This window comes from Actinopolymorpha pittospori (assembly GCF_014873875.1).
In the GTDB taxonomy this organism is placed as follows: domain Bacteria; phylum Actinomycetota; class Actinomycetes; order Propionibacteriales; family Actinopolymorphaceae; genus Actinopolymorpha; species Actinopolymorpha pittospori.
Window position 1 is genome coordinate 7,474,818 of record NZ_JADBEM010000001.1, and the last position, 19,317, is coordinate 7,494,134.

The 19,317-nt window shown below is 70.4% G+C and carries 18 protein-coding genes, 4 tRNA genes and 1 pseudogene; 10 read left to right on the top strand and 13 right to left on the bottom strand.

Features of this window, described 5'->3' with window-relative positions; genetic code table 11:
* Positions 1-24 precede the first annotated feature (24 nt).
* A complete protein-coding gene (locus HEB94_RS34875; protein ID WP_192753785.1) occupies positions 25-987 on the top strand; it encodes an acetylxylan esterase in 963 nt (320 codons plus the stop codon).
* A gap of 112 nt (positions 988-1,099) precedes the next feature.
* On the opposite strand, the gene HEB94_RS34880 is transcribed toward HEB94_RS34875, so the two are convergent.
* The 8 genes from HEB94_RS34880 to HEB94_RS34915 all read right to left on the bottom strand — a co-directional run bounded on the left by HEB94_RS34880 (position 1,100) and on the right by HEB94_RS34915 (position 10,283).
* Positions 1,100-1,645 carry an HIT family protein gene (locus HEB94_RS34880; protein ID WP_337918115.1) on the bottom strand — a complete coding sequence of 182 codons (546 nt, stop codon included), beginning with the start codon at positions 1,643-1,645 and terminating at the stop codon, positions 1,100-1,102.
* A 74-nt stretch (positions 1,646-1,719) separates the two neighbouring features.
* The gene (sthA, locus tag HEB94_RS34885) at positions 1,720-3,126 is read right to left on the bottom strand and encodes a Si-specific NAD(P)(+) transhydrogenase (protein WP_192753786.1); all 1,407 of its coding nucleotides are present in this window, start codon (positions 3,124-3,126) and stop codon (positions 1,720-1,722) included.
* Between the two features lie 66 nt (positions 3,127-3,192).
* On the bottom strand, positions 3,193-4,119 hold the full coding sequence (locus tag HEB94_RS34890; RefSeq protein WP_192753787.1) for a carbohydrate kinase family protein: 927 nt from the start codon (positions 4,117-4,119) through the stop codon (positions 3,193-3,195).
* A 31-nt stretch (positions 4,120-4,150) separates the two neighbouring features.
* Positions 4,151-6,121: a threonine--tRNA ligase gene (thrS, locus tag HEB94_RS34895; RefSeq protein ID WP_192753788.1), complete on the bottom strand. Its 1,971-nt coding sequence runs from the start codon at positions 6,119-6,121 to the stop codon at positions 4,151-4,153.
* A gap of 77 nt (positions 6,122-6,198) precedes the next feature.
* Positions 6,199-7,047, bottom strand: a complete 849-nt coding sequence (locus HEB94_RS34900) for a phytanoyl-CoA dioxygenase family protein (RefSeq protein WP_192753789.1) — start codon at positions 7,045-7,047, stop codon at positions 6,199-6,201.
* Positions 7,048-7,152: 105 nt separating this feature from the next.
* Positions 7,153-7,665, bottom strand: a complete 513-nt coding sequence (locus HEB94_RS34905) for a nucleotide exchange factor GrpE (RefSeq protein ID WP_192753790.1) — start codon at positions 7,663-7,665, stop codon at positions 7,153-7,155.
* Between the two features lie 2 nt (positions 7,666-7,667).
* A complete protein-coding gene (locus tag HEB94_RS34910; protein WP_192753791.1) occupies positions 7,668-8,726 on the bottom strand; it encodes a J domain-containing protein in 1,059 nt (352 codons plus the stop codon).
* Between the two features lie 9 nt (positions 8,727-8,735).
* Positions 8,736-10,283, bottom strand: coding sequence for an Hsp70 family protein (locus HEB94_RS34915; protein ID WP_192753792.1), 1,548 nt, complete (start codon positions 10,281-10,283; stop codon positions 8,736-8,738).
* A gap of 211 nt (positions 10,284-10,494) precedes the next feature.
* Here HEB94_RS34915 and yaaA (HEB94_RS52895) point away from each other — a divergent pair.
* Both yaaA (HEB94_RS52895) and yaaA (HEB94_RS52900) read left to right on the top strand, forming a co-directional pair.
* Positions 10,495-10,881: pseudogene (yaaA, locus tag HEB94_RS52895) on the top strand (peroxide stress protein YaaA); the annotation flags it as partial.
* Between the two features lie 68 nt (positions 10,882-10,949).
* Positions 10,950-11,297: a peroxide stress protein YaaA gene (yaaA, locus tag HEB94_RS52900; RefSeq protein ID WP_273377029.1), complete on the top strand. Its 348-nt coding sequence runs from the start codon at positions 10,950-10,952 to the stop codon at positions 11,295-11,297.
* A 219-nt stretch (positions 11,298-11,516) separates the two neighbouring features.
* On the opposite strand, the gene lysA is transcribed toward yaaA (HEB94_RS52900), so the two are convergent.
* The gene (gene lysA / locus HEB94_RS34925; RefSeq protein ID WP_192753793.1) at positions 11,517-12,854 is read right to left on the bottom strand and encodes a diaminopimelate decarboxylase; all 1,338 of its coding nucleotides are present in this window, start codon (positions 12,852-12,854) and stop codon (positions 11,517-11,519) included.
* A gap of 348 nt (positions 12,855-13,202) precedes the next feature.
* On the opposite strand from lysA, the gene HEB94_RS34930 reads away from it, so the two are divergent.
* Positions 13,203-13,622 (top strand): SAV_915 family protein, encoded by a 420-nt coding sequence (locus HEB94_RS34930; RefSeq protein WP_192753794.1) that lies wholly within the window; start codon positions 13,203-13,205, stop codon positions 13,620-13,622.
* A gap of 172 nt (positions 13,623-13,794) precedes the next feature.
* Positions 13,795-14,247 carry a hypothetical protein gene (locus tag HEB94_RS34935; RefSeq protein ID WP_192753795.1) on the top strand — a complete coding sequence of 151 codons (453 nt, stop codon included), beginning with the start codon at positions 13,795-13,797 and terminating at the stop codon, positions 14,245-14,247.
* Between the two features lie 167 nt (positions 14,248-14,414).
* Here HEB94_RS34935 and HEB94_RS34940 read toward each other — a convergent pair.
* Positions 14,415-14,489, bottom strand: a tRNA-Val gene (locus HEB94_RS34940).
* A gap of 48 nt (positions 14,490-14,537) precedes the next feature.
* Positions 14,538-15,065, bottom strand: a complete 528-nt coding sequence (locus tag HEB94_RS34945) for a TIGR02611 family protein (RefSeq protein ID WP_192753796.1) — start codon at positions 15,063-15,065, stop codon at positions 14,538-14,540.
* A gap of 316 nt (positions 15,066-15,381) precedes the next feature.
* Between HEB94_RS34945 and HEB94_RS34950 the strand changes: the two genes are divergently transcribed.
* Positions 15,382-15,798, top strand: coding sequence for an SsgA family sporulation/cell division regulator (locus HEB94_RS34950; RefSeq protein WP_337918116.1), 417 nt, complete (start codon positions 15,382-15,384; stop codon positions 15,796-15,798).
* Positions 15,799-15,842: 44 nt separating this feature from the next.
* Here HEB94_RS34950 and HEB94_RS34955 read toward each other — a convergent pair whose 3' ends face one another.
* Positions 15,843-16,664 carry an aminotransferase class IV gene (locus HEB94_RS34955; RefSeq protein ID WP_192753798.1) on the bottom strand — a complete coding sequence of 274 codons (822 nt, stop codon included), beginning with the start codon at positions 16,662-16,664 and terminating at the stop codon, positions 15,843-15,845.
* A gap of 389 nt (positions 16,665-17,053) precedes the next feature.
* Here HEB94_RS34955 and HEB94_RS34960 point away from each other — a divergent pair.
* The 4 genes from HEB94_RS34960 to HEB94_RS34975 all read left to right on the top strand — a co-directional run bounded on the left by HEB94_RS34960 (position 17,054) and on the right by HEB94_RS34975 (position 18,374).
* Positions 17,054-17,126 (top strand) — tRNA-Gly (locus tag HEB94_RS34960).
* Between the two features lie 61 nt (positions 17,127-17,187).
* Positions 17,188-17,258: transfer RNA gene (locus HEB94_RS34965), tRNA-Cys, on the top strand.
* 18 nt (positions 17,259-17,276) lie between these two features.
* Positions 17,277-17,351, top strand: a tRNA-Val gene (locus tag HEB94_RS34970).
* An 819-nt stretch (positions 17,352-18,170) separates the two neighbouring features.
* Positions 18,171-18,374, top strand: a complete 204-nt coding sequence (locus HEB94_RS34975; protein WP_192753799.1) for a cold-shock protein — start codon at positions 18,171-18,173, stop codon at positions 18,372-18,374.
* A 527-nt stretch (positions 18,375-18,901) separates the two neighbouring features.
* Here the strand turns inward: HEB94_RS34975 and HEB94_RS34980 are convergent.
* On the bottom strand, positions 18,902-19,105 hold the full coding sequence (locus tag HEB94_RS34980; RefSeq protein WP_192753800.1) for a hypothetical protein: 204 nt from the start codon (positions 19,103-19,105) through the stop codon (positions 18,902-18,904).
* Between the last annotated feature and the right edge of the window lie 212 nt (positions 19,106-19,317).

The window sequence follows — 19,317 nt, forward strand, 5'->3', positions numbered from 1 at the left end:
GGTCGCCCCCAGGAAGGATCGTTCATGCCCCTGACGTTCGACATGTCGCGGGAGAAGCTCGACAGCTACGTGGGCACCAACCCCCGACCCGCGGACTTCGACGACTACTGGACCGCCGGACTCGCCGAACTCGACACCCTCGACCCTAAGGTCGAGATCGAGCCGGCCGACTTCCAGACCGCCTTCGCGGAGTGCTCCCACCTGTGGTTCACGGGCACCGGAGGCGCCCGGGTCCACGCCAAGCTGCTCCGCCCCAGGAACGCCACTGAGCCCCACCCCGGCGTCGTCCACTTCCACGGCTACTCCGGCCGCTCGGCCGACTGGTCGGACCTGCTCGGCCACGTCGCCCTCGGCTTCACCGTCGCGGCCCTGGACTGCCGTGGCCAGGGCGGGCTCTCCGAGGACGTCGGCGGGGTGACCGGATGGACCCTGCGGGGCCACATCGTCCGCGGACTCGGCGGTGACCCGGAGAAGCTCTACTACCGCCACGTCTTCCTGGACACCGCCCTGCTCGCCCGCATCGTCATGGGCATGGACGACGTCGACGAGTCGCGGGTCGGCGCGACCGGCGGAAGCCAGGGCGGTGGACTCACCCTCGCCTGCGCGGCGCTCGAGCCGCGGATCAAGCGGGCCGCCCCGGTCTACCCGTTCCTGACCGACTACCGCCGGGTGTGGGACCTCGACCTCGCCAAGGACGCCTACGCCGAACTGCAGGAGTGGTTCCGCCGCTTCGACCCGCTGCACGAGCGGGAGGACGAGATCTTCACCACCCTGGGCTACATCGACGTCCAGCACCTCGCGCCCCGGATCCAGGCAGACGTGCTGATGGGCGTCGGCCTGGGCGACACCGTGTGCCCGCCGTCCACGCAGTTCGCGGCGTACAACAAGATCACCAGCGCGAAGGCGCTGCGGATCTACCCGGACTACAAGCACGAGGGCCTGCCGGGCCACGGCGACACGATCTTCACGTACCTGTCCGAACTCTGACCGACGGTCCGAACCCCAGCCCCTGGACCGGAGGCGTCGACTCCCACGGTTGTCGGCGTCTCCGGTTCGATCCGGGGTCCGCGACTCCCAGGCCGGCCCGGCCCGGGTCGGCTCAGTCCTCCGGCCAGGCCTGCGCGAGCAGCCCTCGGGTGTCGCGCAACAGCGCGGGCAGCACCTTCGTCCGCCCGACGACCGGCATGAAGTTGGTGTCGCCACCCCACCGCGGCACCACGTGCTGGTGGAGGTGGGCGGCGATGCCGGCGCCGGCGACCGGACCCTGGTTCATCCCGATGTTGAAGCCCTGCGCTCCCGACGCCGCCCGCAGCGCCCGCATCGCCTGCTTCGTCAGGTCCGCGAGCTCCACCGTCTCCTCCGCCGTGAGGTCGGTGTAGTCGGCGACGTGGCGGAAGGGGCAGACCATCAGGTGGCCCGGGTTGTACGGATAGAGGTTGAGGAGGGCGTACGCGTACTTTCCCCGGGTCACGACCAGGCCTTCCTCGTCGGAACGCCGCGGTATGTCGCAGAACGGACAGCCGTCACCCGGACCGTCCCCGCTCGGCCTGCTCTCCCCGAGGATGTAGGCCATCCGGTGCGGGGTCCACAGGCGTTCGAACGCGTCGGGGGTTCCGACGCCTTCCTGGCGTACCGGCTCGTCCACCCGCCTGATCTTACGGACGGCGCGCGCGACACGGCGACGTGACCGGCGCCACCCTTCCTCGGCTGGCCAGGTGATCAGCCGAGGAACCGCTTGACCGCCCGCATCTTGTTGACCGCGTCGAGGGCCGCGACCTTGTACGACTCCGCGAGCGTGGGGTAGTTGAAGACGGCGTCCACGAGGTAGTCGACGGTGGCGCCGCAGCCCATGACGGTCTGCCCGATGTGGATCAGCTCGGTCGCCCCGGTGCCGAAGACGTGGACGCCGAGCAGGGTGCCGTTCTCGGCGTGCACCAGGAGCTTGAGCATGCCGTAGGAGTCGCCGAGGATCGCGCCGCGGGCGAGTTCGCGGTAGCGGGAGATGCCTACCTCGAACGGCACGTTGGCCTCGGTGAGCTCGTCCTCGGTACGCCCGACGTAGCTGACCTCGGGGATGGTGTAGATGCCGATCGGCTGGAGGGCGCCCAGTGACCCGCGCACCGGTTCACCGAACGCGTGGTAGGCGGCCCGACGACCCTGCTCCATCGACGTCGCCGCCAGCGCGGGGAAGCCGATGACGTCGCCGACCGCGTAGATGTGCGGCACCGTGGTCTGGTAGTCGTCGTTCACCTCGATCCGGCCTCGGGCGTCGGCGGTCAGGCCGGCGTTGGCGAGGTCGAGGTCGTCGGTCAGGCCCTGCCTGCCGGCGGAGTACATCACCGTGTCGGCGGGGATCCGCTTGCCGCTCGCCAGCACGGTGAGGGTGCCGCCGTCGTGGCGTTCGACCCGGGAAACGGACTCGCGGAAGCGGAAGGTGACGGCCAGGTCGCGCAGCTGGTACTTCAGCGCCTCGACGATCTCCACGTCGCAGAAGTCGAGCATCCGCTCGCGGCGTTCGACGACGGTCACCTTGGTGCCGAGCGCAGCGAACATCGAGGCGTACTCGATGCCGATCACGCCCGCTCCCACCACGACCATGGACGACGGGAGTTCCTCCAGCGCGAGAATCTGGTCGGAGTCGACGATGTTCCGCCCGTCGAAGGCCACCGACTCCGGTCGCGCCGGACGGGTACCGACCGCGATCACGATGTGCTCGGCCGTCACCGTCCGAACGCCGCCGTCCGGCTCGCTGACGCCGATCGTGTGGTCGTCGACGAAACGAGCCACCCCGACCAGCGTCTCGACCCGGTTGCGGGACAGTTGACTGCGGATCACGTCGATCTCGCGGCCGATCACGTGCTGGGTGCGGGCCGAGAGGTCGCCGACCGTGATGGTGTTCTTGAGCCGGTACGACGCGCCGTACATCTCCCGCTGGTTGATACCGGTGAGGTAGAGGATCGCCTCACGCAGCGTCTTGGACGGGATGGTTCCGGTGTTGATGCTGACCCCGCCGAGCATGTGCCGCTTCTCGACCACGGCCGTGCGCCGGCCGAGCTTCGCGCCGGCGATCGCTGCCTTCTGCCCGCCGGGCCCCGAGCCGATGACGAGTAGGTCGTAGTCGTACATGCGTGCTCCTGACACGAGCGGGCGCCGGCGTCCCCGTCCTGCTCCGTCAGTAGACCACGGTGTGGATCAACCCGGCCCGCCCGCATCCGGTGATCCCGGCCACGTCCCGGCCACAGCCGCCAGCCCCGCCCGGTCGAGCAGGCCGGCCGCTCCCCCGGACGCCCCGATCTTCCAGGACGCGAAGAAAGTCGCTCGTCGGAGCGCGTCGAGTGGCGCCATGCCGGCGACCCAGCCGTCGACGAACGCGCTGAAGAGCGCGTCACCGGCGCCGACGGTGCTGACGACAGGGCGGGTGCGGACCGCCGGGACGCAGGTGACGTCCTCGCCGCGAACGCCGAGCAGTGCCCCGTCGGCGCCCATCCCCACCACGACCACGGCGGCCCGATGCTCACGCAGAACCGTCCGGGCGAACATCGACGGTGCCACGTCGAGGCGTTCGTGGGAGGCGAAGAGTACGTCGGCGCAGGCGATCCAGTCGTGGTTGTAGGCGTCGTCCAGCCCGGTCACGGCATGGACGTCGCTCGCGATCGGGATGTGGCGCTCCCGGGCTCGGCGCAGCATCGGGCGTGCGTAGGCGATGTTGCACACGACCGCGACCGCGACGTCGTCGAGCAGGCACGGGGCCAGGTCGTCGGGGTAGGTGGCCCCCTGCACGTCCTTGAGATCGACGAGGTTGCGGCGCGACCCGTCGCTCGCGTGCCGGCTGAGGGACTGCGCGGTCGCCGGTGTGCCACGGACGAGGTAGGCCGGATCCAGTCCCCGTTCGGTGAGTTCCTGGACGCATACCCCGCCCAGGACGTCCCGCCCCACGACGGTGGCGAGACGTACGTCGGCGCCGAGACCCTTCAGCGCCAAGGCGACGTTGACACCGACGCCGGACACGCTCGTCGACAGTGCATACGCGGCGAACTCGTCGGAGTCGGTGCCCTCGAGGTGGTCGGCGTGGACCGCCGTCTCGATGTTGGTGTGACCGATCACGGCGATCCGCGCCATGGCATCCTCCGCCGCGTGACGCGTCGCCGGGCTAGACCTGCACCCGGCGGCGTACGGCGTCGACGATCTCGGCCACCGCGTCGTCGACCGGAACGCCGTTGTTCTGCTCACCGGAGCGGTAGCGGAACGACACCGCGCCCTCCTCGACGTCACGGTCGCCGGCCAGCAACATGTAGGGGATCTTGTGGGTCTGCGCGTTGCGGATCTTCTTCTGCATCCGGTCGTCGGAACGGTCGACCTCGACCCGGATGCCGTGCTCGCGCAGCTTGGCCGCCACCTGCTGGAGGTACTCCTCGTGCCGCTCCGCGATCGGGATGGCGACCACCTGCACCGGCGCCAGCCAGGGAGGGAACGCGCCGGCGTAGTGCTCGAGCAGGATGCCGAAGAAGCGTTCCTCCGAACCGAACAGCGCCCGGTGGATCATGTAGGGCCGCTGCCGGCTACCGTCGGCCGCCTGGTACTCGATGTCGAACCGCTGCGGCAGCTGGAAGTCGACCTGCAGCGTCGACAACTGCCACTTGCGGCCGATGGCGTCGCGTACGTGGACGTCGATCTTCGGCGCGTAGAACGCGCCCTCCCCCTCGGCGATCGTGTAGGGGATCTCGGCCCGCTTGAGCGCCTCCTCGAGGGCGGCCTCGGCGGTGTTCCACTCCTCGATCTCGCCGACGAACTTGTCCGGCCGGGTCGACAGGTCGGCGGTGAAGTCGCTGAGCCCGTAGTCACGCAGCAGCCCGACCACGAACGCCAGCAGCGAGGCGAGCTCGTCCTGGAGCTGGTCGGGGGTGACGAAGATGTGGGCGTCGTCCTGGGTGAAGCCGCGCGCCCGGGTGAGGCCGTGCACGACGCCGGACTTCTCGTACCGGTAGACGTTGCCGAACTCGAACATCCGCAACGGCAGCTCGCGGTAGGACCGACCGCGGGACTTGAAGATGGTGAGGTGCATGGGGCAGTTCATCGGCTTGAGGTAGTAGTTCTGCCCCTGGTCGAGCTCCATCGGGGGGTACATGCCGTCGGCGTACCAGTCGAGGTGCCCGGAGGTCTTGAAGAGGTTCTCCTTGGTGATGTGCGGGGTGTAGACGAACTCGTACCCCGCCTCCTCGTGCCGGCGGCGCGAGTAGTCCTCCATCACCCGGCGGATGGTTCCGCCCTTCGGATGCCAGACGGCGAGTCCGGGGCCGATCTCCTCCGGAAAGCTGAACAGGTCGAGCTCGACGCCGAGCCGGCGGTGGTCGCGGCGTTCGGCCTCGGCGAGCATGTCCAGGTGCGCCTTCAGCGCGTCCTTGGTCTCCCACGCGGTGCCGTAGATGCGCTGGAGCTGCGGGTTGTTCTCGCTGCCGCGCCAGTAGGCGGCCGCGACGCGCATCAGCTTGAACGCCGGGATGTGCCGGGTGGTGGGCAGATGCGGGCCGCGACAGAGGTCCTTCCAGGCCAGCTCCTCGCCGCGCAGGTTGTCATAGATCGTCAGCTCGCCGCCGCCGACCTCGACGTTGGCGCCCTCGGCGCCACCTCCGGCCGACCCCTTCAGCCCGATGAGTTCCAGTTTGTAGGGTTCGTCGGCGAGCTCGGCGCGGGCCTGCTCGTCGGTGACCGCCCGGCGGGAGAACCGCTGGCGTTCCTTCACGATCTGCCGCATCCGGGTCTCGATCCGCGACAGGTCGTCAGGAGTGAACGGCTGGGGGACGTCGAAGTCGTAGTAGAAGCCGTTCTCGATCGGCGGGCCGATGCCGAGCTTCGCCTCGGGGAACAGCTCCTGCACCGCCTGGGCCATGACGTGCGCGGTCGAGTGCCGCAGGATGGCCCGGCCGTCCTCGGTGTCGATCGCGATGGGCTCCACCCCGTCGCCCGCGGACAGGGGCCAGGCGAGGTCGCGGAGCTCACCGTTGACCCGCGCGGCGATCACCGCCCGGTCCTCCCCGAGCGCCTCGCCTGCCGTCGTGCCCGTCGTCACCTCGGCCTCGGCACGCTCGCCGGTGCGGACGACGGTGACGTTGATCTCGGACACTTCGGGCTCCTCAACGCGGATGTCGGGTCGGACTACCCGCCGATCCTATGCGGTCACCCGTGGCGCACCCGAGCGCCTCAGCACTCCGCTCCGTCGACCCACCCGAATGTCGCGCGGTGCTCCTCCTCCGAGGTCGCCGGAGCTGTGTCCACGGTGTAGTGGAACTGGACGGCCCGACGCCGGGTATCGGTGAAATTTGCCGGCGTGCCGTGCTGGAGTAGCCCGTCGAAGAACATCAGTCCACCGGCCGGCAGCGGCACGGCGACGCCGCGGTCGACCGGGACGTCACCGTCGCAGATCTGCAGGTCGCGCAGGAACGCGTGCCGGGTCGGCCCCTCCCGGTGGGAGCCCGGAACGACCCGCATGCAGCCGTTGTCGAGGGTCGCGTCGTCCAGTGCGAGCCAGACCCCGACGATCGGCGTGCCGGGTACGAGGTGGAAGTAGGCGTTGTCCTGGTGCCAGGGCTTCTCCCTGCCGCCGCCTGGCGGCTTGAGCAGCGCCATGTCCTGGAACATCCGCGGCGTGCCGCCGAGCAGTTCGGCCACCACCGCGAGGATGCCGGCGTCGTGGGCGAGGGCCGCGAGCCGGTCGTCGTGGCGCGCGAACGCCATGAACTTCCGGGTGGCGTCCATGCGCTCCTCCGGCGAGAGCCGGTCGATCCTGTCCTGCGCCCAGCTCTCGTACTGGATGTCGGCCGGCGAGTCCGGCCTGGCCAGCGAGGCCAGACCGGCGAGGGCGGCGTCCACCTGCGCCTTCGCCACCGCGCCGGCGACCGGGAGGAAGCCGTCGGCGCGATAGCGACGGACCTCCTCGGCACCGATCGTGGCCAGGCCGTCGAGGGCCTCCGCGATCCGGGCGGTGCGGTAGAGATCATCGGGGTACGCCGCACCACCGTGGTCGAACGTCGTCCGCGCCGCTGCCGGCATGGGGTCCTCCCGTTCGGCTCGTGTCCTGCTTTTCACCATAGGCCCGACTGGAGAGCGCTATCCAGAGCGCGACGAGCCGGCTGGGCAAGCCTGGCCAGCCGGGACCTACCGGACCGAGCCGTCGGCGGGCTCCTCCGCCCGGCTCTCGGCCAGGTAGCCGACACCCACCTGGGCGGGGCGCAGCAAGCGATCCTCCAGGGCGTAGCCGGGGCGGCGTACCTCCACGACCCGGCCCGCCTGATCGGCCCGCTCCACCGGCACCCGCGCGACCGCCTCGTGCACCCGCGGGTCGAACTCTCCGTCGGCCCCGACCTCGCGCAGGCCGCGCCGGTTGAGGACCTCCAGCAGCTCCTCGCGTACCGAGACCAGCGGTTCGGCGCTCTCCCCCGCCAGCTGGCCGGCGATCGCGTCGATCCGGTCCACCACGAGCAGGATCTCCCGTGCCATCGGCGCCACGAACTGCTCGGCGAGTCCCTGCTGGGCGAACCGGAGTTGACGGTAGAGCTCGTCGTACATCCGCTGTCGCGACTGGTCCTCGAGCAGCCGGCGCTGGAACAGGTCCCGCAGCGCGGCCACCTCCTGCGCCAACCTCGCGACCTCGACCGCGTCCTCCGCCATCCCTAGATCCCCTTCCGGAAGGTTTCGCCGAAGCTCGACGGCCTTCGGCCCCGCCCGAGCTCCCGGCGATGGTGTTTCCAGGCCGGTTGGCGATGCCGGAACACGTAGGTCGCGACGATCACCACGATCCAGAACGCGCCGACCACGCGCAGGCTCTCGACGTTGGGCAACGCGGTCACCAGAACGGCGCCGACGAGCGGAATGAAGTAGAAGCGCAGGTTGTGGCCGCGGCTCCAGATCGGCGCGCGCGCTTCGGCGACCAGGTCCTTGAGCTCCTCCACGTGCATCGAGACGTTCCAGTCGGAGAGCTCGAGGCGCTGGATCCGGCGGAGGTTCCTTTTGGCCAGCCCGAGCTGGCGGCGGGAGATGATCATCGGGCGTTCCCGGCCGGGCCCGTCACCGACGTCGGCCATGCCCGCGATCGCCACCTCGTAGAGCGCCGTCGCCAAGGCGATCTTGACGTGCTCGTCGTCGGGGTGCTCGACGGCGGCGCGTTCGAGGATCGCCAAGCCGTCCTTGACGCGGCCCGCGCCGACGTGCACGGCGCCGAGCCCGGTCAGGGCGCGAAGGTCCTCCGGCGCGCGTTCGCGGACGTACTCGAACTCCGCCTGGGCGAGCCGCCACCGGCCCTGCTGGAGGTAGCGGTCGCCTCGGGCCAGGTGACTGTCGAGGTCGGCGTCCTGACGTGGACCGGTGCGAGGCGCGGGGCTTCCGGTACTCGGGGGCGTTGGCACCTCCCGTCGACCCGGCCCGCCCCGGCCGCCCGCGCCGTTGGCGTTCGCGGAGCCGCCTCCGTTGGTGGCGCCGCCCGTGCCGCCACCACGGGTACGCAGGAGGCGTTCGCGTTCCTTGTTGTAGGCGAGGCGCGCCGCCGGGTCGAGCAGCGCCTTCTCCGCCGCGTCGATGTCGCGCACCCGCTGCTCGGCATGGGCTCGACGGTCCGGGTCGGGGCTGGACTGGCGGCGCACCCAGATCCGGCGCTGCGCGGTGATCGCCGCCCGGATCTGCTCCTCCTGCGCACCGGGCGAGACCTCGAGGATCTCGTAGTAGTCGACGCTCATGGCCGCGGCTCAGCTGATGTCGAGCAGACGCATCCGGTCGGTCGCCGTGGCGACCTCGCCTTCGTCCATGGTCGCGACGTTGTCGACCTGGAAGGTGCCGATCTGCGCACCCGAGGTCTTGTCGTGCACCTCGATGAAGACGGTCTGGTCGATGTCGTAGGCGTAGACGATCTCGAACGGTGCGCCCACGGGGTAGGCCGGGATGTCGAAGGTCTGCTCCCCGATCGCACGGACGTAGGCGGGATCGTCGTCGTCCCCCTGGGTCACCTCGACCTTGAGCTTCGTCTGGTCGGCGGCGATGGTCTGGAACACCTGACCGCGCTTGGCGGGGATCTTGGTGTTGGCGGGGATGATCACGACGTTCTCCACGTCGTCGGGCGAGGCGGCGCCGCGCCGGACCGCGAGCGCCCCGAGTCCCTGCGAGGTGACGTCGCGGACCCGCGGCATCGTGACCGCGGACGCGAGCACCGGCAGGTGGGCCGAGCCACCGTCGGTGGCGGACTCGACGTCGACCAGGTGCGCCTGGATGGCCGCGCCCAGGGCGACCACCTCGTCGGGATTGACCGAGCGGCTGGGCTCGGTGCCGGAGACCTTCGTGATCATGGCGCGCACCATCGGCATCCGGGTCGAGCCACCGGCGAGCAGGAGGTGGTCGATGCGGCCCCAGTCCAGCCCAGCGTCGCCGACCACGATCTCGGCGATGTCGCGGGTCCGGCTGAGCAGGCTCGACGTCACGTCCTCGAACTCCGCCCGGGTGAGCGGCAGCACCTTGGAGACCCCGCCGGCGGAGAGCACCACCCTGGTCTGTTCGACGGTGGTGAGGCTGCGCTTGGCGATCTCGGCCTTCTCCCGCAGGTCGGCCTCGGCCTCCGCGCCGTCGAGCAGGGACGGCCCGCCCGCGGCCTGGAAACGCTCGTCGAGCAGCCGCATCAGCAGGTTGTCGAAATCGAAGCCGCCGAGGTTGCGGTCACCATGGGTCGCGAGGACGTCGAAGTCGCCACCCTCGACCCGCATCACGGTCACGTCGAACGTCCCGCCGCCGAGGTCGTAGACGAGCACCGTCCCGTCGACCGCGGTCTCCACGCCATAGGCGAGCGCGGCCGCGGTCGGCTCGTTGAGGACGCGCGCGACGTTGAGACCTGCGATCCGGCCCGCGTCGATGGTGGCGCGCCTCGGTGCGTCGTCGAAGTAGGCCGGGACCGTGACGACCGCGTCGGTCACCGGCTCGCCGAGTGCGAGTTCGACGTCGTCCTTGATCCGGCGGAGGATGATCGCGGAGATCTCCTCCGGCCGGTACGACGTGCCGCCGGTGGTCTCGAACTTCCAGCTCGCGTCACCCATCGAGCGCTTCACGAACTGCACGACGTCGAGCGGTGCCGTCACCGCCGAGCGCTTCGCCATCGTCCCGACGATCGGGAGCTCGTCCTGGAAGAGCACGACGGAGGGCGTGAGGCGCTCGCCGTCCCGGTTGACGATGATCTCGGGCTTGCCGAGTTCGTTGACCCGCGCGGCGGCGGAGTAGGTCGTGCCGAGGTCGATCCCGATGGTGTGGCCCACGTGTCCGTCCTTCCGCGCACCTGCACCGACCCACACAACGTAGCCGAAGCCTCACCTTCGCGGCGTTTCGCCATCCCGACGGCTGGCTCGCCCGCCTCGACGACTGGCCGCCGGACGACGGTCGCCGTCCGGGCGAAGTCGGATCGGGCCGCACATGAACCCCACTCACCCCTCGCGTCCGACCGTCGAGGGAGGCCCTAGCCTGGGCCGAATGCTCGTCCTGTTGCCGCCGTCGGAGGGCAAGGCCGTCCCGAAGTCGGGTCGCCCGGTCGACCTCGACCGGCTCTCACTTCCGGAGCTGAATCCCACCCGCGCACGGGTTCTCGACGCACTCGTCGACCTGTGTGCGGGGGCCGACAGCGCGAACGCCCGGGCGGTGCTCGGCCTGAGCGAGGGTCAGGCCGCCGAGGTGGAACACAACGCCCGGCTGTGGGACGCGCCGACGTTGCCGGCCGGCCGGCTCTACACCGGCGTGCTGTACGACGCGCTGGACCTCGCGTCCCTGGATCCGGCCGCGCGCCGACGCGCCGACCGGGCGCTCCTCGTGTTCTCCGGACTGTGGGGAGCGGTGCGGCTCCGCGACCGGATCCCGGCGTACCGCTGCTCGATGGCGGTGCGGCTCCCGGGGATCGGCGGGCTCGGCGCCCACTGGCGCAGCGCACGACCATGCAGGACACGGTCACCACCGCCGCCGGAGCCGGTCTGGTGCTCGACCTGCGCTCCACGACGTACGCCGCCGCGTGGGTGCCGCAGGGTGACCTCGCCGCCCGGACCGCGACGGTCCGGGTCCTGCACGAGCGGGAGGTCGGCGGGGTCGTGTCCCGCACGGTCGTCAGCCACTTCAACAAGGCCACCAAGGGACGGCTGGTGCGCGACCTGCTGCGCGACGGGGCGCGGCCGCGCCGACCCGCCGACCTGGTGGACGTCCTGCGCGGCCTCGGCTACTCCGTCGAGACCGAGCCCCCCGCGGCTGCACGGCCGTGGCGCCTCGACGTCGTCGTCACCGAGACCTGAGTCGGCGGTCAGTCGCGGGTCAGTCGCGGCACCGCCGTGGCCGGGTGACCGGCCGACTCCGAAGCGCCGGCGCGCAGCGCAGGCCGCGCTCGACACCGCGGGGCTGGGCCGGGCAGCGCCGGGAGGGTGCGACGCTGCCCAGCTTCCCGGAGCACCGAAGGGCTCCGCCGACGGCGCCGGACTGGGCGACCCGCCGGCGCGGGCTGTGTGGACGGAGGTTCACAGGCCGACGTCCCGGCAACGCATGTCGACGTCGGTCTCGCGCCGGACGAGGAGCCGGGAGGTCTCGTCGCGGACCGCGACGACGGGCGGGCGCGGCACGAGGTTGTACGACGACGCCATGGAGTGGTGGTAGGCACCGGTGCAGGCGACGGCGAGCAGGTCGCCGGGGTGGATGTCCGCCGGCAGCAGGATGTCCTCCGCGAGCACGTCGCCGGCCTCGCAGTAGCGGCCGACGATGGTCACGATCTCGTGCCGCGAGGAGGCCGGACGGCCGACGGAGCGCACGGTGTAGCGCGCGCCGTACATCTCGGCGCGGGGGTTGTCGCCGAAGCCGCCGTCGACCGCCACGAAGGTGCGGCCACCGGCGCTCCGCTTCACGCTGACGACCCGGTAGAGCGTCACCCCGGCCCGCGCGGCGATGGCCCGGCCGGGCTCGATGGTGAGACGCGGGACGGGCAGCCGCAACCGCGCGCAGGTGTCCTGCACGGTACGTCGCAGCTGGTCGGCGAAGGGGGCGACGTCGAAGGCGATGTCGCCGACGACGTACGGGACGGGGTATCCCCCGCCCAGGTCGAGGTCGGTCGTCTCGACCCCGAGTTCGTCGCGTAGGGCCCGGGCGAGTTCCAGCACCCGCCGCGCCGCGAGAAGGAAGTCGCTGGGGTCACCGACCTGTGAGCCGATGTGGCAGTGCAGCCCGGCGTAGACGAGCTGGGGCTGTTCGAGCACGCGGCGTACGGCCTCGCGGACCCCGCCGGGGCGCAGGCCGAACTTCTGGTCCTCGGATCCGGTGGCGATGGCGGGGTGGGTGTGGGCGTCGACGCCCGGGATCACCCGGATGAGAACCCGCTGGGGTCGCTGGGCGAGCACCGACACCCGGGCCACCTCGCTGGCGGAGTCGAGCACGATCCGCCCGACGCCGTACGACAGGGCGACCTCCAGGTCGGCGACGGTCTTGGCGTTGCCGTGCAGGATCGTGCGTTCGGCCGGGAACCCGACCGACTCCGCCACGCCGACCTCGCCCGCCGAGCACAGGTCGAGTGACATGCCCTCCTCGGCCATCCAGGTCGCCATCGCCCGGGACAGGAACGCCTTCCCGGCGTAGGCGACCTCGACGTCGGGGAAGGCGCCGCGGAAGGTTCGGCATCGGGTGCGGACGTCGACCTCGTCCACGACGTAGGTGGGGGTGCCGTACCGGCCGGCCAGCTCGACCAGGCTCACCCCGCCGACGACGAGGTCGCCGCCGACGCCCTGCCGGGCCGTGAGGGGCCACGGGGAACCCAGCCGCCGAGGTGAGGGGCCGGTGATCCTGGCTTCGGGTGGAACGGTCGTCGTCATGCCGAGCTCCTTGGTCGCTGCCGGGACACAGAACGACGGTAGGAGCCGACCTGGTGGGCGCTGGTGACGCTTTGACGGACTCCCTACGTCCGCCGCGATCATCTTGACGGCCGCCTGACACCCATGCGGCGCCGTCCTCGACGCGGGTGTCTCGTCGTGTGGCTGTCCGCCAGGTATCGCGCGTGAGAGTGTCGGTGCCCGAATCCGCACGGATCGCCAGCACGCGGTGTACCCGTGCCGTGTCGTCGCTGTGAGGACTGTCAGCGGAACGTCAAGGTGGCCGGCCTCCCCGTCAAGGGGGCGACAACGGGAGCGGCACCGGTGGGTGACCGACTTAGCGTCGCCGTCATGAAGTCATCACAACGGCTGCTGGTGCCGGTTCGGACCAGCGCGTACGGAACCGTCACGCCCCTCGTCGCGAAGCTCCCGACCGGCGAGCGGGTCGGCCTGGCCTTCACCTGCGAGGAGACCATGGCGGAGCTCCTTGGCCCCGACCACGGCCGGATCATCGTGCACGAGAACTTCCTGCGGTGCCAGCTCGCCGAGATCGGCGTCACCGGGATCCAGGTCGACGCGACCATGCTCCTCGCGCCGGTCAGCGACGGCCAGCCACAGCACCACGACGTGGTTCCGGCACCCGCCGCCACGACGGTCACGACGGGTACGACGGTCACGACGGGTACGGCAGCCAGGACGGGGACGGCAGCCAGGACGGGGACGGCAGGGAGCCACGAACGGCAGCCGACCCGCACGCTGACAGCTTCCTGAGACTTCAGCACCGGGCACGCTGGTCCACCGCGACCAGGCCGCCCTTGTCGCAGCCTCGCCCTGTCCACGAGGATCGTCCGCATCTGTGGTGCGGCCGCGTTGTCGGCTCGTCGCGGACGTGCCACCCGGCGTACAGGCGTACGACGAAACGGGACCGGGAAGGAATCCACCCGTGATCACGGACTCAACGCTCCTGCGGATCGGCGAGGCGGTGCAGCGCAACCATCAGGGCGAGCGGGAAGCCGCTCGCCTCCTGTTCACAGATATCTGGGACGAGATCGGCGGCGAGCAAGGCGACCCCCTGCACCGTTGCACACTCGCGCACGCGATGGCCGATGCGCAGGACGACGTGCGCCAGGAGTTGGTCTGGGACCAGCGAGCGCTGGCGGCTGCCGACCTTCTCACCGACGCGCGGGTGGCTCAGGCCGGGGTGACGCTTCCGGTGGCGGGGTTGTACCCGTCGTTGCACCTGAACCTGAGCGAGTGCTACCGCAAACTGGGCGATCTCGACCGTGCTCGTGAACACCTTCAGCAGGCGCAGGTCAGGATCGGGGCGCTCGGCGATGACGAGTACGGGCAGCTGATCAGAGCGGGCCTGGAGCGCCTGGTCGAACTCCTGCGCTGACCCGGCAGCGGCGAGAGCAGGGACCTGGTTGGAGTTCGTCTGGAAGGGTCCTACGGCCCGGTCCTGCTCCGCGGCGCCAACGCCGAACGCGCCAGCATCGGCCTCGTCGGGCTCCCCGGTTTTGCTCCCCGGACGCACTGTCCTCGTCCGGGGATGGACCTGCTGTCTGGTGGGCGATACTGGGATCGAACCAGTGACCTCTTCGGTGTGAACGAAGCGCTCTCCCGCTGAGCTAATCGCCCCACTCAGCTCGCCCGAACCGGGCGACAGAAACCCTAGCGCATCCCGGATCAGCGCAAGGACCGCACCCACTCCCAGAACGACGCGACCGGCCCGGGCAGCCCGTACGCCGCTACCCACCACCAGCACACGGCGACCACGACGACGAGCACCGCGGCGCCGATCAGCAGGTTGCGCTTGCGGACCGCCGGGTCGAGTGCCTTGGCGCTCGCGGCCTGGGCCTTCTCCTTCGTCCAGTGGAGCAGCCGGTGCGCCCACTCGAACTCGGTGGACAGGATCGCGAGCCCGAGGATCACCGTCAGCCAGCCGGGTCCCGGTGCGACGAACATGACCAGGCCGGCGATGACGAAGAACGCGCCGACGACGAAGACGCCGACCCGCCAGGTCGCGTCGAGTGTGCGGTTTCGTCGGATGCGTCGGCGTACGCGACGTACCCGATGACGTAGACGGGGCTTGGAGTTCTCCGCGGCGCCGGGTCGCGCCTGTTGGCCCGGATCGTCAGGTCTGGGCATCGTGTCGGCGACCTCGCTGACGTCAGTGGCGCCGACCTCACGATCGGAACGTCGGTCGTCGGGCACAAATCCTCCTGAGACTTTCCCAACGCGACTTCGGATAACGTTTGTGCGCCGGGTCGGAGACAAGTCCCCGCTGCCGTTCGTTTCGCCGCAGAGCCTACTCCGACAGGTGGACCGTCCAGCGCATTCGAAAGCCGCGATCTTGTCTCGCATAGTGAGAAGTTTGGTGGGGCGAATCGACCAGACCGGGACGCACCAGCCGGTCGGGTTTGATGGTTGGGACTTTCGAGTAGCAGACTTCCGCGCTATGGCCCTACCGCCGGTCCCGCACCACCCACGGAAAGGCCCCCGCCCCCCGATGGATGCACTTCCCGCTTCGGTGACTCACGCCCTCCCGCTCCGCCTCATCGACGGAACGGGCGCCGCGCTGAGACTGACAGCCGAACTGAGATATGACGCCGCCGACCCCTACGCGGTCGACGCGGTGTTCCATACCGGTGAACCCCGCGGAGTCCGCTGGGTGTTCGCCCGAGAACTCCTGTCCGAGGGTCTGTTCAGGCCCACCGGTGAAGGTGACGTGCACGTCTCGCCCCTCGTGGACGAGAACGGCCGTGCCATCGTCCTCATCGAGCTGCGCTCCCCCGACGGGGAAGCGGTGCTCCATGCTCCGGCAGAGGGCCTGGCCACCTTCCTCCAGAGCACATATTCGATCATCTCCCCGGGTGAGGAGAGCGGTCACGTGGACCTCGACCTGCTGGTCGAGGAACTCCGCCGCAGCTCCGGCCCCGCCCTGTAGCCCAGTACCTCGCCAACAGGGACCGACCGCCCCGACAGGGACGATCAGGGATCGATCAGTTCAGCGGCCGACCGCGCGAACGCCGCCATCGTTCGCGCGGTCACCGGCCCTGGAGTCCTCCATGCCCGGCCATCGGCCGTGTGCACGGCCTGGACGTCACGCGTGGTCGAGGTGAGGAAGACCTCCTCGGCCTCGTCGAGCACGCTCATCGGCAGGTCCTTCTCCTGACCCCCGCACCACTCGAGGACAAGTGCGCGTGTCACCCCGGCCAGACAGCCGGCCGACAGCGGGGGCGTGTAGAGGTCGCCGCCGAGGACGACGAAGACGTTCGAGCCGGTGCCCTCGCACAGGTTGCCGACCGTGTTGGCGAACAGCGCCTCGGTCGAACCGCGTTCCTGCGCGTAGGCGAGCGCGAGGACGTTCTCGGCGTACGACGTCGTCTTCAGGCCGGCCAGCGCCCCGCGCTCGTTGCGCGGCCACGGGACCGTCGTGACAGCCGTCGACTCCAGTCGGCCGGCGAGCTCGGCGAGCGCGACCACCACCGTCAGTCCCTTGTCGCCCCGTTCCGAACCGAGCGGTGCCGGTCCACCGGTCACGGTGATCCGGAGCCGTCCGGTGGGCTGGTCCCACGCGCCGAGGACCGCGGTCACGCCGCGGCGCACGTCGTCGAGATCGGGCTCGGGGAGCCCGAGACCTCGAGCGGACCGAAGCAGCCGCTCCAGGTGCCGCGTGATTGCGAACGGACGGCCGTCGACGACCTTCACCGTCTCGAAGACACCGTCTCCGACCGTCACGCCGTGGTCGAGGGGCGCCAGGGCCGGCGCGTACGGATCCTCGACGATGTGGCCATTGACCCAGAGCCTCATGCTGGCGGCGTTCCTTCCCGTGACTGCGCGGAGGCGATTGCGGCCGTCCCGCACCGGTCTGGCCAGCCTATGGCGGCCGGTCACTCTCCCGAACGCACCCCGGCCGCACGCTCCCCCGGTCCGCCGCTCCACTCTTCACGTGGTGGCCGCGAGCCGGTCGCGGCGTCTTCGCCCAGTCTTCGCAGCGACGTCGGCACCGCGTCGCCGCGACGTCCCCTGGACGTCGGCCGCGCTTCGCCCGCGCGTCGGACGACCATCCGGCCAAGCGGGGCAAGCCGGGACAGACGCGTCGATGTAGTCCCGCCGACCCCAGAAGGGACCCCCAGTTTGAGGTGGCCGACGGATCGGATAATGTTCTCCACGCGTCGAGGAAACAGCTCGGGGCACATGCGGACGTAGCGCAGCTGGTAGCGCATCACCTTGCCAAGGTGAGGGTCGCGGGTTCGAATCCCGTCGTCCGCTCGGAGCGGGCCTGGGGCTTGGGTGTACACCCAGGTCAGCACGGCGGCGCGGGCCTGTCGTTGGTGGAGTGGCCGAGAGGCGAGGCAACGGCCTGCAAAGCCGTGTACACGGGTTCAAATCCCGTCTCCACCTCTCACCCTTTGTTGGTGCGGGCGATTAGCTCAGTGGGAGAGCGCTACCTTGACACGGTAGAGGTCACTGGTTCAATCCCAGTATCGCCCACCAGGTTTGTGCAGGTCAGGGACACCTTCCCTGGCCGGACGACCCGGTGACCCGGCCCCCGATCCTCGTGGGCCGGGTTTTTGTTTGCCCCGCCCCTGCCCACTGGTCCCAGCGCCGGCGTCGCTGCCGCGGCGCCCCCTCGGCCGGCGGGGTCTTCGCCGCCGCGGGCCGTTTCGCGGGCCAGCCGAGCCCGCCAGTTCGTCGGTCCCGTTGATTCGCCTGGACGACACGGCCGCGCCGTTGGATATCGCCGGAGCTCTGCTTGCGACGTGTCGCCCGGCAGCGGCGTCCACCGCCTCCTTCGCTGTCGTCCACCGCCTCCTTCGCTGTCGTCCACCGCCTCCTTCGCTGTCGTCCACCGCCTCCTTCGCTGTCGTCCACCGCCTCCTTCGCTGGGGCCGCCAGCGACACGCGACGTCTGGTGGCGGCCCAGCGGGCGCGCACCGATGCCGCGCCCAACCTGGGGCCGACTCCTCAGCGGTCACCCCCGGAATCCTCGGACACCCGTTCGCATTCGCGGGTTCGAAAAGGGATCGTGAAACGTTCATCCGAATCCCCTCGCGGCCGGTTCATCGCACAAATGGCGGAGCGACGGATGAGGATATCGTCACACCGGTGCGACGGATCGGCGATTCGCGACGTGCCCCAAAGTCCCGTGATAGCTTCACGGCAAACAATGCACCCAGGTTTCACAGACTCGATCTGCGCCTGCCGGTTTCCCACCCCGGGCGCATTTATTGTGCCGGCCGGCCCATCCGGACAGAGTCACAACCGACGGACTCGCAGGAAGCGGGATCCGCCATCGCACAGAAGGATCCAGGTATGGCAACCGGCACCGTGAAGTGGTTCAACTCAGACAAGGGCTTCGGCTTCATCGAGCAGGATGGCGGAGGGCCCGACGTCTTCGCCCACTTCTCCAACATCGTCGCTCAGGGATTCCGTGAGCTGCAGGAGGGCCAGAAGGTCCAGTTCGACATCACCCAGGGCCAGAAGGGCCCGCAGGCGGAAAACATCGTTCCTGCCTGAGCAAGGAAGAGGTGTGGCGCCTTATCTGACCGCACGGCCACACCCGGCAGGAACGTCTCGCGGTTTTCCACGCTGACGGCGGCCGCAGTTCGGGGCGCGGCCAGCGACGGTTTCCCGTCGCTCGGCCCCCTGGACGCGGCCGTCGTCGCACGTTCAGGGTGAGGCACGACACCAGGGCCGCCCAGAAGGGCCGCCCCGTACAGGAGATAGCGGCGGAAGGCCTCGTCGGGATCCGCCTCGGCGCTACCGGACCTCGGAGTCCGGTTGCAAGGTGCGAGCCCGTCCGCTAGACGACCGTGCGGCGCTGCGGCTTGCGTACGCCCGATAAGGTTAAGAAAAGGGTAAAGCGACCCGCGAGGAGGTGCGCACTCCGATGCGACCCTCCCCCGCCCCGCGGCACTGTGTCCCCGTTGTCACGGCGGTCCCCTGCTGGTCCTGCTCGCCGCGCTGTTCGCACGCGGGTCGGCGCTCTCCCATCCGTCGCCGCTCGGATCTGTCGACCCTGGTCGAAGTGCCGCCGCCTCCGCTCACACGGACACGGACGACGCCAGCGCTGTGCCGCGGGCCCGTCCCACGGCTCCGTCCGCGCCGTCCGGAGACGCGCCAGCCGTCGTCCCCGGCTCACCCGTCGGCACCACTCCGCTCGGACTGGCCGCGACGCCACCCGAACCCGCACCGCTGGTCCAGGCGAACCCGCCGACTCCACCCGAACCCAGCTTTTCCGCGGGCATCCACGCCGCCACCTCCGGCACCTGTGCGAGCCGCGCGCCACCGTCGCCCTCGCGTGCCTGAGTCGACAGCGCACACCTGAGCCGAGCGTTCAGGGCCAGTCGACCGACCCGTCCGCCTGCGTTCTCCGCGTGCCCAGCGCGCGAAACCTTCCGGAGGTCTGACCGTGAACCGCGTCCGCGCGGTCCACGGCACGGTGGCGCACCATCCCTGG

Coding starts and splice junctions, on each gene's coding strand:
- HEB94_RS34980 (WP_192753800.1), bottom strand. CDS start 19,105: ATGCCCGCGGAAAAGCTGGGTTCGGGTGGAGTCGGCGGGTTCGCCTGG.
- HEB94_RS34875 (WP_192753785.1), top strand. CDS start 25: ATGCCCCTGACGTTCGACATGTCGCGGGAGAAGCTCGACAGCTACGTG.
- lysA (WP_192753793.1), bottom strand. CDS start 12,854: ATGACGACGACCGTTCCACCCGAAGCCAGGATCACCGGCCCCTCACCT.
- HEB94_RS34905 (WP_192753790.1), bottom strand. CDS start 7,665: ATGGCGGAGGACGCGGTCGAGGTCGCGAGGTTGGCGCAGGAGGTGGCC.
- HEB94_RS34975 (WP_192753799.1), top strand. CDS start 18,171: ATGGCAACCGGCACCGTGAAGTGGTTCAACTCAGACAAGGGCTTCGGC.
- HEB94_RS34890 (WP_192753787.1), bottom strand. CDS start 4,119: ATGGCGCGGATCGCCGTGATCGGTCACACCAACATCGAGACGGCGGTC.
- HEB94_RS34900 (WP_192753789.1), bottom strand. CDS start 7,047: ATGCCGGCAGCGGCGCGGACGACGTTCGACCACGGTGGTGCGGCGTAC.
- HEB94_RS34955 (WP_192753798.1), bottom strand. CDS start 16,664: ATGAGGCTCTGGGTCAATGGCCACATCGTCGAGGATCCGTACGCGCCG.
- HEB94_RS34930 (WP_192753794.1), top strand. CDS start 13,203: ATGAAGTCATCACAACGGCTGCTGGTGCCGGTTCGGACCAGCGCGTAC.
- sthA (WP_192753786.1), bottom strand. CDS start 3,126: ATGTACGACTACGACCTACTCGTCATCGGCTCGGGGCCCGGCGGGCAG.
- HEB94_RS34910 (WP_192753791.1), bottom strand. CDS start 8,726: ATGAGCGTCGACTACTACGAGATCCTCGAGGTCTCGCCCGGTGCGCAG.
- yaaA (WP_273377029.1), top strand. CDS start 10,950: ATGCAGGACACGGTCACCACCGCCGCCGGAGCCGGTCTGGTGCTCGAC.